At 60.0% G+C, this 13444-nt stretch carries 15 protein-coding genes; 4 read left to right on the forward strand and 11 right to left on the reverse strand.

Features of this window, described 5'->3' with window-relative positions; genetic code table 11:
- Positions 1–194 precede the first annotated feature (194 nt).
- Positions 195–1820 (reverse strand): arylsulfatase, encoded by a 1626-nt coding sequence (locus ACK9YZ_RS05730; RefSeq protein ID WP_416065957.1) that lies wholly within the window; start codon positions 1818–1820, stop codon positions 195–197.
- Between the two features lie 182 nt (positions 1821–2002).
- On the opposite strand from ACK9YZ_RS05730, the gene ACK9YZ_RS05735 reads away from it, so the two are divergent.
- A complete protein-coding gene (locus tag ACK9YZ_RS05735; protein WP_416065958.1) occupies positions 2003–3025 on the forward strand; it encodes an AraC family transcriptional regulator in 1023 nt (340 codons plus the stop codon).
- Between the two features lie 27 nt (positions 3026–3052).
- Here ACK9YZ_RS05735 and ACK9YZ_RS05740 read toward each other — a convergent pair whose 3' ends face one another.
- From ACK9YZ_RS05740 to cml, 6 genes are all read right to left on the reverse strand, one after another.
- Positions 3053–3817: a hypothetical protein gene (locus ACK9YZ_RS05740; protein ID WP_416065959.1), complete on the reverse strand. Its 765-nt coding sequence runs from the start codon at positions 3815–3817 to the stop codon at positions 3053–3055.
- A gap of 60 nt (positions 3818–3877) precedes the next feature.
- Complete coding sequence (locus tag ACK9YZ_RS05745; protein ID WP_416065960.1) at positions 3878–4669, reverse strand: sulfite exporter TauE/SafE family protein; 792 nt, start codon at positions 4667–4669, stop codon at positions 3878–3880.
- Positions 4670–4754: 85 nt separating this feature from the next.
- The gene (gene argC / locus ACK9YZ_RS05750; protein ID WP_416065961.1) at positions 4755–5678 is read right to left on the reverse strand and encodes an N-acetyl-gamma-glutamyl-phosphate reductase; all 924 of its coding nucleotides are present in this window, start codon (positions 5676–5678) and stop codon (positions 4755–4757) included.
- Between the two features lie 80 nt (positions 5679–5758).
- Positions 5759–6712 carry an agmatinase gene (gene speB, locus ACK9YZ_RS05755; protein ID WP_183805682.1) on the reverse strand — a complete coding sequence of 318 codons (954 nt, stop codon included), beginning with the start codon at positions 6710–6712 and terminating at the stop codon, positions 5759–5761.
- Complete coding sequence (locus ACK9YZ_RS05760; RefSeq protein ID WP_416065962.1) at positions 6702–7070, reverse strand: antibiotic biosynthesis monooxygenase family protein; 369 nt, start codon at positions 7068–7070, stop codon at positions 6702–6704. Before ACK9YZ_RS05760 ends, speB begins: the two co-directional genes overlap by 11 nt.
- A 91-nt stretch (positions 7071–7161) precedes the next feature.
- Positions 7162–8349, reverse strand: a complete 1188-nt coding sequence (cml, locus tag ACK9YZ_RS05765) for a CmlA/FloR family chloramphenicol efflux MFS transporter (RefSeq protein ID WP_416065963.1) — start codon at positions 8347–8349, stop codon at positions 7162–7164.
- 279 nt (positions 8350–8628) lie between these two features.
- On the opposite strand from cml, the gene ACK9YZ_RS05770 reads away from it, so the two are divergent.
- Positions 8629–9006, forward strand: coding sequence for a VOC family protein (locus ACK9YZ_RS05770; RefSeq protein WP_416065964.1), 378 nt, complete (start codon positions 8629–8631; stop codon positions 9004–9006).
- Between the two features lie 55 nt (positions 9007–9061).
- Here ACK9YZ_RS05770 and rpsI read toward each other — a convergent pair whose 3' ends face one another.
- Positions 9062–9535, reverse strand: a complete 474-nt coding sequence (gene rpsI, locus ACK9YZ_RS05775) for a 30S ribosomal protein S9 (RefSeq protein ID WP_216757671.1) — start codon at positions 9533–9535, stop codon at positions 9062–9064.
- 3 nt (positions 9536–9538) lie between these two features.
- On the reverse strand, positions 9539–10003 hold the full coding sequence (gene rplM, locus ACK9YZ_RS05780; RefSeq protein ID WP_018114579.1) for a 50S ribosomal protein L13: 465 nt from the start codon (positions 10001–10003) through the stop codon (positions 9539–9541).
- 354 nt (positions 10004–10357) lie between these two features.
- Here rplM and ACK9YZ_RS05785 point away from each other — a divergent pair, with 354 nt between their 5' ends.
- Positions 10358–11191, forward strand: coding sequence for an enoyl-CoA hydratase (locus ACK9YZ_RS05785; protein ID WP_416065965.1), 834 nt, complete (start codon positions 10358–10360; stop codon positions 11189–11191).
- On the opposite strand, the gene ACK9YZ_RS05790 is transcribed toward ACK9YZ_RS05785, so the two are convergent.
- Complete coding sequence (locus ACK9YZ_RS05790; RefSeq protein WP_416065966.1) at positions 11192–12028, reverse strand: EamA family transporter; 837 nt, start codon at positions 12026–12028, stop codon at positions 11192–11194.
- 478 nt (positions 12029–12506) lie between these two features.
- Positions 12507–12830: a hypothetical protein gene (locus tag ACK9YZ_RS05795; protein ID WP_416065967.1), complete on the reverse strand. Its 324-nt coding sequence runs from the start codon at positions 12828–12830 to the stop codon at positions 12507–12509.
- A gap of 120 nt (positions 12831–12950) precedes the next feature.
- Here ACK9YZ_RS05795 and ACK9YZ_RS05800 point away from each other — a divergent pair, with 120 nt between their 5' ends.
- Positions 12951–13379 carry a CoA-binding protein gene (locus ACK9YZ_RS05800; RefSeq protein ID WP_416065968.1) on the forward strand — a complete coding sequence of 143 codons (429 nt, stop codon included), beginning with the start codon at positions 12951–12953 and terminating at the stop codon, positions 13377–13379.
- Positions 13380–13444 lie beyond the last annotated feature (65 nt).

The raw sequence follows: 13444 nt of genomic DNA on the forward strand, positions 1-13444 counted from the left end.
AAACAGTCAGCGCAGTGGCTGTCAAAGTCGTGACGCGAGCAGATGCCGATAAGTGGCCTCGCGTGCACGACGCCGCTTTTACCGCAAAACGGCGGGGAAAGCGACCTCCTTGTAGCGCAAGGATCATTTGTTGCTGAATCAGTGACTGTCGCGCCCCTATTCGTCGGGACGCGATAGTCTGTTTTAGCCCCGACCTAATTCGCTCCCCCGGGTGAATTCTGTAGGTTCTCCATCACTTGGTCGATCGAGAAGCTGCCCGGCTTTTGCCGCGGCGGGAACTCCTTGAATGTTTCGAGGAACTTGGCAACGTAGGCCTGTGCCGGCACCATGACGAACAGATGTTCGACTCGCCAGCGTTCGTAATCCATGCCCTCGTGATCGGCCGTTTCGAAAGGATCGGAGCGCAGGTTGAAGAGCTTCGGAAGCCGGAGTGGCACAAATGGCTCCTGCCACACATCGAGCCCTTCGGCGCGTTGCTCGGCAAAAACGATCTTCCATTGATCGTAGCGCAGGCCGACGAGGGTGCCGTCGTCCACGAAGTAGATGAATTCGCGGCGCGGATCGGCGCTGCGCCCCGCGAGATAGTCGGTGATGTTGTAGCCGTCGAGGTGAACCTTGAATGTCTTGGGGCCAGCCGTATAGCCAGCAAGAAGCTTGTCTTTGATCTGCGGTTCGCCCGCAGCGGCAACAAGCGTGGGGATCCAGTCTTCATGTGCCACGATCTCATTGTAGATCGTTCCAGGCGCGATAGTACCCGGCCAGCGGACGGCACAGGGGACGCGGAAGCCGCCTTCCCAGTTCGTATTCTTCTCACCGCGAAATGGAGACTGGCCGCCGTCCGGCCAGGTGAACTTCTCCGCTCCGTTGTCAGTCGAATACATGACGATCGTATTCTCGGCGAGGCCGAGGTCGTCCAGCGCCTTCAGCATCTGCCCGACCATCTCATCGTGTTCGGTCATGCCATCGGGATAGATGCCCAATCCGGTCTTGCCCTGGTTTTCGGCCTTGAGCCTGGTCCAGACATGCATGCGCGTCGAGTTCCACCACAGGAAGAATGGCTTGTCCTGCTCCTTGGCGCGCTTCAGGAAGCCGATCGCCGCATCGGTGACTTCCTGATCAATCGTCTCCATGCGTTTCTTTGTGAGTGGTCCGGTATTCTCGATGCGGCCATCCGCATAGGAATGCAGAACGCCGCGGGGACCGAACTTCTCCTTGAATTCCGGATTTTTAGGATAGTCCGGATGCTCCGGTTCGTCCTCGGCATTGAGATGATAGAGAGAACCGAAGAACTCGTCGAAGCCGTGGGCTGTCGGAAGATGCTCGTCACGGTCACCGAGATGGTTCTTGCCGAATTGACCCGTCATATATCCATGCGGCTTGAGAAGCTCGGCAAGCGTCGGGTCTTCCGCCTGCATTCCCTCCTTGGCACCCGGCAGGCCAACCTTCAGAAGACCGGTGCGGTAGGGCGACTGTCCCGTGATGAACGCCGCGCGCCCGGCCGTGCAGCTCTGCTGGCCGTAATAGTCGGTGAACAGGCCGCCTTCTCTGGCGATCCGGTCGATATTGGGTGTCTTGTAGCCCATCATACCCTGATTATAGGCGCTGACATTCCAGTATCCGATGTCGTCGCCCCACAGGATAAGAATGTTGGGAGGCCGTGCAGACGCTGTCTGAGCCCTCACGGTTCGTATCGAAGCTGGCAGTGAAACTGCAGCAGCTGCTAGTGCTGTTCCTCCAAGCAACAGAAGGTTTCGCCGGCTCATTCCGCCGCGTTCGCGAGTACCGCTGACGCCCTGAGGTGTGATGGCATGCTTGCCCATATCCCTTCCTCCTTTGGCAGTCTCGATTCATTGACCGTCTATGACAGCAATGGAATATACTACACCCTGGAGTTTCAACGGGACAGCCGTTCGAGCGCTACTTGATTCCTGCAATGAATGGCCGCAGACTGCCAGCACATTACCAGGGACCGGGACCGGACGCGGAGTGCGGAGATCAGTTCATGGACGCCCTCAGCCATCATCCTCTCAGTCGTTTCCAGCAATTTGCCAGCGCAGAACCGGATGCATTGCTGGCTCGTGTCGCGGATCTGTTTGCCGTTCGTTCGATTGATTTCCCGCGCGACGAGGGCATAGTCGATGCCCGCCTCAATCACTGCCAGATCGATAATGTCGGATTGACCTATGCACGGTACGGCGCAGCCATGAACGCAACCGTCGAGCAATCGAACTATTTTCTGCAGGGTTTCCCCCTGCGCGGCGGAGGAGATGCGACAATCGACGGGGCGTTCGGCGTCCTCTCACGCGAACAGGGCGTTGTCGGCGGACCAGGCGCGCGGCTCAATTTGCGCTATTCGGAGGATTTCGAGCATCTCATTGTGCGGATCAGGCCGGATGGCCTGGTGAGGAAGCTTGCAAGCCTTATCGGCGAGCCCGTTGATCCGCCGCTGCGCCTCATTGCGGATGTGATCCATAGCGATGCCCAGTTCAGATTGATCGAGTTCGTTGTCGGAGAACTGAGTCATGCCGCCAGCTTCATGCCACCGCTTCTGCTCGCTGAAATGGAGCAGGCGGTCATGGTCTCTTATCTCTGTAATTCGCGGCATAACTACAGCGACAAGCTGGAGGGCAGCCCACCCGGCACGGCTCCATGGCAGGTGCGCCGGGCCGAGGAATATATCAGGAGCAACTGGGACAAGCCGGTGACCATCGAAGCGCTCGCTGCCGCCGCGAATACGAGCGTGAGAAGCCTGTTTCATTCCTTCAGGCGCACGCGCGGAATGTCGCCGATGGCGTTTGCCCGTCGTGTGCGGTTGGCTCGGGCGCACGATATGCTCGCAGCATCCCTGCCGGGAACAACGGTCACCTCGGTGGCATTCGATTGCGGCTTCGGCAATCTCGGGGCATTCGCGCATTACTATCAGACGAGATATGGAGAATTGCCGTCTGCGACGTTGCGCGCAGCCCTTTCCAATCGCGCAGGCAACGACCTGGATCGTACGCGAGTGCCGTCTCCTGAGAAATGAGTGGCCATCCCCTGACCGGCGACGGTCTCAAGGATCCGGCCCGCTGATTTCCTCCTGCAAGCGCTCGAAAGCCGTTGGAAACAATGTGGCGGGTGGGCCGTAAGGATTGGAGAAGGCGTAGATGAAGAAAAGGATGATGCCGGTAAAAGCGCCGAAGATTGATAGCAGCAGCAGGTTGCGGCCGTCGGGCGCGTAAGGGTAGTAGCCGATGGCGGTGAAGATCACGCCCGAAACCGCGGCAAACCAGAAGATCAGGCTGATGGAGTCGGTGCCACTATTTTCCCGCCGGTCGCGGGACTCCGAAATCATATGAATCTCTTCGAGCATGTGGCCGCGCAGGCTCTCCTGCTTGGAATTGGCGGGAGCCAGTTCGAGAACCTTGAGATAGGCGTTGTTCCATTGATCCCAGGCCGCCGATGAGAGTTCGCCGGTGCGCCCGAGTTCGTTCCACTCCTCCTCGATGACGATGCGGACATAGTCTTTCAGCGCCTTCTGGATCGGTGCCTGCGCCTCCGGGCCATAGCGCTCGGCATCATAGAAGACATCGCCGACTGCATTGCTTTCCACTGCGCTTTCCGTCCGCAGAGCCTGGTATTCGATCATCTCCTGCGCGAAAACGAGAGCGAGGATCAGCGCATGCAGGCTGGCGATGCGGGTGATGACTGAACTGGCCAGCTCCCTGTCCCGCCCGCCTGGGCCATCGCCCATAACCAGATGCATGATGTAATAGGCCGCAAGCACCGTTGCGGTCGTTCCTCCAATAATGGCAATGCCGATCAAAACCGACGCCATGAAGCTCCCCTTGCGAGGGAGTGTACGGCTTTCGCGGCAGACGGGCAATCGTACCGGGTGCTACCGAAGCAGGCTGTCAAAGATGGGCATGCCGCCGATCGCCGAGACGGCGATCAGAATGTAGCAGGTCATGCGGAAGGTGCTTTCCTTCGCGAGCCCGAACAGCTTTGAGCCGCCCCAGAGGCCGACGGCATAGGCCGGCAGCGTGACGACGGTGAGCGCCAAGACCGTGGAGACGAAGAGCCCGCCGAAATAATAGCTGACGAAGCTGAAGACCGTGGAGATTGAAAAGTAGAGAATGACGTTCGAGCGCACACGGGTAAAATCGCTTTTCCCGCCGAGCCAATAGGCGACAACTGGCGGCCCCCCGAGCTGTGCTGCGCCGCTGAAGAGACCGGCGATGAGGCCGATCGCGGCGCTGAGTGGTGCGACCGGCTTGCCGTGATAGCGCCAGCCGGAGACGAGCAGTGCCAGCAGGCAGATGGCGATGGCTGAAATGGCCCAGCGCAGCAAGAGTGGGTCCATGAGCGCCAGAGCCGCCGTTCCCGTGGGAACGCCGAGAACCGCGCCTGCTGCCATTGCGAAAACCTCGCGCCTGTCCGCCCCGCGCCATGCGGCGGGAATCATGCTGAGCGTCGCAAGCCCGTCGATGACGAGCAGCACTGGCGAGGTGAGCTTCGGCCCGATGACCGCGCCGGCAAGCGGAATGAAGATGAGTGCAGCGCCGAAGCCGGAAAAACCGCGGGCGAGGCCGGCGACGAAAGCGAAGACGATCAGCGCGGAGATGCCGTGATCGGGTAACGCGGCATCAAACCAGGCGCGCAGGCCGGCCATCAGCGCTTCCAGCGTCATCGATCAGGCTCCGTATTGCGGATGGGAAGACAGGGCAGAGCGCCCTGTCTTGGTGCAATCGTCTGAAACAGGCAAATGCCTGACGTCACGCGCCCAGCATCAGATCCATGTTCTGCACGGCAGCACCCGAAGCGCCCTTGCCGAGGTTGTCATAGACGGCGACGAGCAGCGCTTGCGCGATATCGTCATTGGCAAAGACGTGCAGGCGCATGCGGTTGGTGTTGTTATAGATTTCCGGGTTGAGCTCCGGCGTGCGCTCCGACGCCTCGAAGGGGGCGACCTCCACGAAACCCTTGATGCCGGCATAATAGTCGGCGATGGCGGCATGCAGGTCAGCACCCTTCGGCACCTTGGGCAGATGCGAGAGCTGCAGCGGCACGGTCACGACCATGCCCTGTGCGAAATTGCCGACGACCGGCTGGAAGAAGGGCACGCGTCCAAGCCTGGCATAGCGCTGCAGCTCCGGCAGATGCTTGTGCTTGAAGTTCAGGCCGTAGGGCATGTATTCCGGCGCATCCTCGCCCTTGGCGACGTAATCCTCGATCATCGTGCGGCCGCCGCCGGTATAACCGGAAATGCCGTTGACCGTGACCGGGAAATCGGCCGGTACCAGGCCGGCCGTGATCAGCGGGCGCAGCATGGCGATCGGGCCTTGCGGCCAGCAGCCGGGATTGGACACGCGCTTGGCAGAGGCTATGACACCGGCCTGCTCCCTGCTCATTTCTGGAAAGCCATAGGCCCAGCCTTCGGCGACACGATGCGCCGTCGAGGCGTCGATTACCTTGGTACGGTCGTTCTCGATGAGGCTGACGCTTTCCTTGGCGGCATCGTCAGGCAGGCAGAGGATGGCGATATCGGCCTCGTTGAGCAAGGCGGAACGCACCGCCTTGTCCTTGCGGCTCTCGGTCGGGATCGACAGCAGCTCAAGATCGCGGCGCTCCGCCAGGCGCTCGCGGATCTGCAGACCCGTCGTTCCAGCCTCGCCATCGATGAAGATCTTTGCTGCCATGATTATCCTGCACTTTCAGTGGGTTCGGATTGTTTCCGGAATCAGTTTGCCATGAAGTTGAATCAATTTGATAACAGCAGTCATCCTGCCGTCGCGCGCCGTTCGGCGTGGAGGCCCAGCATATACATCGCGACTGTCGCCCCCGCAATGGCGGTGATATCGGCGTGATCGTAGGGCGGGGAGACTTCGACGACGTCTGCGCCTCTGACATCGAGCTGCTTCAGGCGCTGCAGCACGGAGAGGATCTTCGCGCTGGACGGGCCGCCGGAAACCGGCGTGCCGGTGCCGGGCGCAAAGGCCGGATCGAGGCAGTCGATGTCGAAGGTCAGGTAGACGGGCGAGCCCTTCGTATGCGTGATGATTGCGGAAGCGATTTCGGTCGCGCTCATATCCTCGACCTGATGACCGTAGAGCAGGTGGATGCCGAAATCCTCCGGCGCGTGCGTGCGGATGCCGATCTGGATCGAGCGATCGGGATCGATGAGGCCGGCGCGGACCGCACGCGCCACGAAGGAGCCGTGGTCGATACGGCGCTCGTCGTCCAACCAGGTGTCCTGATGTGCATCGAACTGCACGAGCGCCAGCGGGCCGTGGCGATCGACATGCGCCTTCAAGAGCGGCCAGGTAACATAGTGGTCGCCACCGAGGGTGAGCAGGAAGGCGCCGCTGTCGAGGATGGCGCTCGCCTGCCGCTCGATGGCTGCAGGCGTGTCCTGATGATTGCCGTAGTCGAGCAGGCAGTCGCCGTAGTCGATGACGGCCATCTCGGCGAAGAGATCGCGCTGGAACGGATATTGCGGATCATTGTCGAAGATCGCCGAAGCCCGGCGGATCGCCTGCGGCCCGAAGCGTGTACCTGGCCGGTTGGAGGTCGCCGCATCGAAGGGAATGCCCCAGACGACAGCATCGGCTCCTGTCAGATCCTTGGTGAAGCGGCGGCGCATGAAGGAAAGCGCGCCGGCAAAGGTCGGGTCGGAGGCGGCCGATGTCAGGCTCTGCGCCGTGAAGGCATGGTCGATGGTCTTATTCGCCACGGGAGGCTCCTTCCTCTGCAATAAAGTCATAGGCGCGTTCTACCCGCGCAATGCGAACCTTATATTGCTTGTACCAGCGCTCCCGGCCGAGGCGCTGGGCGGCGAGATGGTTCACGACCTGCTTCCAGGCCTTCAGGCTTTCCTCGTCGGTCCAATAGGAATTGGTGATGCCGAAACCATCGGCATCACGCGCGCTTTCGGCCCCAAGACAGCCCGGCTGCTGCAGCGCCAGCTCCGTCATTCGGTCGGCCATGGCGCCGTACCCATTGTCGCCCTCGGTACGAACGGAGGAGAAGGTGACGACGTAATAGGGCGGTTCGGGTGTGGTGGCAAAGGGCGAGGGGTGAGTGGTCGACATGCTCAGATTCCTTGTCTCGACAGGAAGGGGTAGGCGAGCTGTCGCCATATTGCAAGGTAAGGCGGCGGAGCTTGTCCTCCGCCTTGGAGCCTCAGCCTCTCAGGCGGATAGCCCGCAAGCCGAGCAGAGTGATCGTGCCCATCAACGCGCAGTAGCCAGCGAGAGGCCAGGCTGTGTCGCCGCCCGCAAAGAGCACGAAGAGCGTGCCGACGCAGCCGACGACAAGGCTTTCAATGCAGAAATAAAGCGCGACCGCCGTCCCCGCCGTTTCGCCAAATGCCGCCAGCGCCCCGTTTGCCGTAACGGCCGTCGTCAGTGTGATACCAACGGCAATGATCCACATAGGCAGGACGAAGCTCACGAAGGAGGGCGCAAGGAACACCTCGCCGATGCCGAGCAGCAGCGCGCCGGCAAGAAGCAGACCCATGCCGCGGGCAAGGCTGCCGGCCGTTCCCCTCCGCGCGACGAAGCGGCCGGCGAAGTGGGCGGAGATGATCATTACTGCTGCCGCCGTAGCAAAAGAAAGGCTGAAGGCAAGGCCTGAAAAGCCAGCGTGATCGATCAGCACGCGCGGTGCGGTGGAGAAGAAGACGAAGAAAGCCCCCATCGCCGCACTGAAGCCCGTCGTGTAAATCCAGAAATCCGCGTTGTTCAGGATCACCAGGGGATCGATTCTGGTGTTCGACGAAGCTTTCGGTCTCGTCTCATGCCAACCCCTGAGCGCATTGATGATCGCTGCAAACATCAATCCGCCGAGCAGCAGAAAGATTGCACGCCATCCGGAATGATCGGCGATGATAGCGCCTGCGACCGGCCCGAATGCCGGCACGAAGGAAAGGATCGCGCCGAGCAGGCTATAGATGACGACGCCTTCAGGCTTTTCGCCATAGACGTCGCGCACCGTGGCAAAGGTGGCGACGAGGGTAGCTGACGCGCCGGCGGCCTGGAACAGCCGCAGCGCGACGAACGCTCCGGCCGACGAGCTTGCCGCAAGCAGAAGGGACGACAAGGCAAAAACCAACGCTCCGCCAAGCAGCACCGGGCGCCGGCCAATGCGGTCGGAGAGTGGGCCAAAGAGCATCTGTCCTGCGCCGAGGATCAGCATATAGAGGCTGAGCGTCAATTGGACGACCGTCGCCGACGTGCCGAGTGCTTCGGGCATCATCGGGACGACGGGCAGATAGATATCCATGGCAAGCGAAGTCAGGATATCGAAGGGTGCCAGAAGCAGCAGTGCCGCCGGCTGGGAATAGGTCCAGTTCCTGTTTTGGGAAGGCATAGGTCTTCATCCGTCGAATGAGTTCATTCGGCGGCGATCTGCCGTCTCATCGCGAGCAGGATTGGTGGGACAGACGCCGCAACAACATCGAAAGGTCGTTGCGGCCTATCTGTCTGCAGACGGGGTGGCTCCCATGTCAGGTCCTGTCTTGTCCGGTTTTAAAACCTGATGCCGCTGTAGCAGCCGGTGGCACCGGCTACAATAGGCGAGCGCAGCGCGTTGACTTCCCAAATCGCTTCCAAGAAGCTGCTGCAAGCAATCACCAGGGAGCCACAGGCAATGTTCGATCACGTTTCGATCGGGGTCAAAAACCTCGAAAGGTCACGCCAGTTCTATGATGCGGCACTGGCGCCGCTTGGTTACGAGCGGCTGTCGAATTTCGAGGGAACGATGGGATATGGCGCCGAGAGGCCTGCCTTCTGGGTGAGCGAAGTGGAGCGCCCGGTGCCGGCGGATCGCGGCTCGGGACTGCATTTCTGCTTCGTCGCGACGAGTGAGGAAGCCGTCAACGCCTTCTACGCTGCCGCATTGGCCAATGGCGGCGAGGACAACGGTCCGCCGGGCATCCGCCCCGACTACAGCCAGTTCTATTATGCGGCCTTCATCATCGATCCCGACGGTTATCGGCTCGAAGCCTTCTTCAACAAGCCCGAATAAACGAAAAGGCCGGGCGAAAACCCGGCCTTTCCATGAAAGCATATCCAGAAAGCGATTAGCGCTTCGAGAACTGGAACGAACGGCGGGCCTTGGCCTTGCCGTACTTCTTACGCTCGACGACGCGGCTGTCGCGGGTCAGGAAGCCGCCCTTCTTCAGGACCGAGCGCAGGCCCGGTTCGAAGTAGGTGAGGGCCTTGGACAGACCGTGGCGAACGGCACCGGCCTGGCCGGAAAGGCCGCCGCCAGCAACGGTGGCGATGATGTCGAACTGGCCGTCACGGGCAGCAGCAACGATCGGCTGGCGCAGGATCATCTGCAGAACCGGACGTGCGAAATATTCCGCGAATTCCTTGCCGTTGACGATGATCTTGCCGGAGCCCGGCTTGACCCAGACGCGGGCAACGGCGTTCTTGCGCTTGCCGGTCGCGTAGGAACGGCCAAGCGAGTCGACCTTGCGGACGTGAGCCGGAGCAGCAGCTGCTGCTTCAGACGACGTGCCGAGATCCTTCAGGGAGGAAAGGTCAGCCATTTATCAGGCGCTCCTTACGTTCTTCTTGTTCAGCGAGGCGACGTCGAGGACGGACGGCTGCTGGGCTTCGTGGGGATGGTTCGGGCCGGCGTAAACACGCAGGTTCTTCATCTGGCGACGGCCGAGCGGGCCGCGGGGAACCATGCGCTCAACAGCCTTCTCGAGGACGCGCTCCGGAAAGCGGCCTTCGATGATCTGGCGAGCCGTACGCTCCTTGATGCCACCGGCATAACCCGTGTGCCAGTAGTAAACCTTGTCGGAATACTTCTTGCCGGTGAAAACGACCTTGTCAGCGTTGATGACGATAACATTGTCGCCGTCGTCAACGTGAGGCGTGAAAGTTGCCTTGTGCTTGCCACGCAGACGCATAGCGATAACGGAAGCGAGACGGCCAACGACGAGCCCTTCGGCGTCGATGACGACCCACTTCTTCTCCACCTCTGCAGGCTTCTGGGAGAAGGTTGCCATAATTGTCACTCTCTCTTGGATCCCCATGCCCGAAGGCGAAGGGGCGTTTCTTGTTGCTTGGCTTGGCCGATCGAAAGACAGACCAAAAAAAGAAAACAGCCCCGAAAGGCTGGATTTCCGGCGCGGCTTATAGCGGCAATCCCCCATTGGGTCAATATAAGCGCTTCTGACGGCCATAAAAATAAATATGTGAAAACAATGGCTTAAGTTCAAGGTATCTGAATACCTTACTTTAATGCATCCAAAAGCAGGAGGTTTTGCCCTTCAGGATGCGCTGCGATGCCGCATTCGGCTCGAAATCGCCGCACCCTTGTGGCACAAGGGCGGGATAGAGACAGCGTATAGGAATGTGCCATGGCCGAGATCGTATCCTTCCGCAGGGACAACAACAATTCGGGCGAGGGCGCCCTTGTGCTCCGTCAGCTTTCCGACGGCATATTGCGCTTGACGCTCAACAGTCCGCCGGCCAATGCCCTGTCGATATCCACAATGGAAACGCTGATGGGCGAGTTGCAGGGCGCGGTCGACGACGAGGACGTGCGCATCGTCGTCATCGCATCGACCGGCAATGTCTTTTCCGCCGGCCACGACCTCAAGGAACTGACGGCCCACCGCGCCGACGAGGATGATGGCGTCGCCTTCTTCGAGGAGACCTTCGCGCTGGCCGCCGACCTGATGCTGGAGATCGGCCGCCTTCCGAAGCCCGTCATTGCCGAGATCGACGGGTTGGCGACGGCAGCGGGCTGCCAGCTCGTCGCAAGCTGCGATCTCGCGATCTGCACGGATACGTCCACCTTCTGCACACCGGGCGTCAATATCGGCCTTTTCTGCGCGACGCCGGCTGTCGCCGTCTCCCGCTCCGCCCACCGCAAGCAGGCGATGGAGATGCTTTTGACAGGCGAGACGATCGATGCCTCGACCGCCAAGGATTTCGGTCTGGTCAACCGTATCGTGCCGAAGCAATATCTCACGCAGGTCGTCAGCAAATACGCTTCCGTCATCGCCTCGAAGTCACCGCAGGCGCTGAGGATCGGCAAGGAGGCCTTCTACCGGCAGTTGGAGATGCCCATTCAGGAAGCCTATGATTATGCCGCCAGCGTCATGGTTGACAGCATGCTGACCGGCGATGCGCAAGAAGGCATCGGGGCCTTCCTCGGCAAGCGTACGCCCCAATGGAAGGACGATTGATCAGGCAAGCTTCAGGACCAGCCCGCCGAGCGCGATGATGATGCCGGCAAGATAGCGCCAGACGCTCGCCTTTTCCTTCAGCACCAGAACCGAGATGGCAAGCGCAAACAGGATGGCGGTTTCGCGTAGCGCCGCCACGGTCGCAACCGGCGCCTTCGTCATCGCCCAGAGTGCCAGCCCGTAGGACGCGATCGAGCCCGCCCCGCCGATCAGCCCACGCCACCAGTTGCGCCTGACGTGTTTGCCGACAGTCGCCAAACCACGCTGGGAGACCGCCCAGGTAAGGAGCAGAACCGGCGGCAGGAGCGACATCCACAGCGTGTAGGAAACCGCATTGCCGGAAAGCCGGGCGCCGATACCGTCCACATAGGTATAGGTTGCGATGACGCAGGCGTTGACGAGGGCCAGCATGATCGCATGGCGGCTGCCGTGGCGCGCTTCGAAGGCGAGTGTGAGGATGCCGGCGCAGATCGTCATGGTGCCGGCAAGCGCTCCACCTGTCAGGTTCTCTCCCAGGATAAAGCCGCTGGTAGCGACGATGAGCAGCGGCGCTGCCCCGCGCATCAGCGGATAGACGAGGCCGATATCGCCCGCCCTGTAGGCGGCCGCGACCAGCTGGAAATAGGCAAATTGCAGGATGGCGGAGACGCCGATGAAAGGCCAGGCCTGCGTCTGCGGCAGGGGAAGCAGCGGCAGGAAAGGCAGCGAGGCGACCGCGCCGCCTGCAGAGATCAGCGCCGCATCGAGCGACTTGTCAGTGCCCGCTTTGATGATGGCATTCCAAGTCGCATGCAGAAGAGCACCGAAAAGGACGAGAAGAACGACGTCGAGGGGCAAGATGGATGGTCCGGGAGCGGTGCAACAAATATGGGAAAGTATCGCAACTTTTCCGTTTAATCATGCCCTGTAAATACAACCCGCATCTGCGCGATTTAATCTGAAGGTGTATTCCGCATGTACAAAATTTGAATAACATGGATTGGCGAGGTGAACAATTGCCCACTGTTGTAGCAATTTCTGCGTGCGCTCGAAATACGTCAATTATACTCGCCTTATTCAACTATGAGATGTTTCTAATGAACGTGTGAACATATCGTGATCAAATTGTGCATGAAAGGTGAAGTTCTCGTGGGGAAAGAGAATGTCGGCAATCTTATGATGCTGAAATATAGACATTATTCTATAACTTTGAAATGGTTATAAATTTGCAACCGAAAGGAATTTTGTTGGGATTTTTGTATCCCTGGATTGAATATCGATCCTTTCGCGGGTGCGAAAGGATCGATAATATTCACATTTCTGAATAAACGGTGGGTTAGAGACTATAGTGTGGAATGAAGAGCATCCCGTCGAGGTTGTCCAGGTTCTGGCAGTTCAGCACCCGGCACTTGGGATTGTCCTTGGAGGGAATGCTCGTCCATTCCGCATAGTCGGTCGCATCACAGTAGTTGCTGTTGCGGACATAGCGGTCGTAGAGCGGAAGGCCGCGCGGCGAGGTGTAGCGAAAGATGACGGCACCTTCGTTGTGGATCGCCGCCCGCACGCTCTGGCAGCTCATGGCAAGCGGATTGTAGCGTGAGATCGCAAGCGTCGGCGAGGCCGCCAGCACGAGCGCGAGCGCAAGGATTACCTTTTTCATGGCACAAATTCTCCCTGATATTTCCGGCACCTATATATACGTTGAAACAAGCCGCCCGGTTTCAATGATCAGCGACTGTCAGATCCGCCTCCTGAAGACACCAGACTGGAGACACTAGATATGAACCATGATGCCTATGCCGACGACTATCTCTCCGGCATTCTGAAATCCGTGAAAACCATCGCGCTGACGGGGGCTTCGCCCAATCCGGCCCGGCCTAGCAATGGTGTCATGGGCTATCTCCTGTCGCGCGGCTACAGGGTCATTCCCGTCAATCCAGGGCAGGCGGGCAAGCAGATCCACGGCCAGACCGTTTATGCCCGCCTTGCCGACATTCCCGAGCCGGTCGACATGGTCGATGTCTTCCGCGCATCCGAATATCTTGACGGGGTGGTGGACGAGGCGCTGGCACTCGAGCCCCGCCCGCAGGTCGTATGGGCGCAGCTCGGCGTGCGCGACGATAGAGCCGCCGCCAAGGCGGAAGCCGGTGGCATTAAAGTCGTGATGAACCGCTGCCCGGCGATCGAATATCCGCGTCTTTTCGGCTGACGCTGCCACGCGGGATGGATTTTCTTCGGAACGCGCCGCGGTTGAAAAAGATCGCGGTTAACTTT

Origin of the sequence: Rhizobium sp. ZK1, assembly GCF_047782645.1 — a bacterium.
GTDB lineage: Bacteria > Pseudomonadota > Alphaproteobacteria > Rhizobiales > Rhizobiaceae > Rhizobium.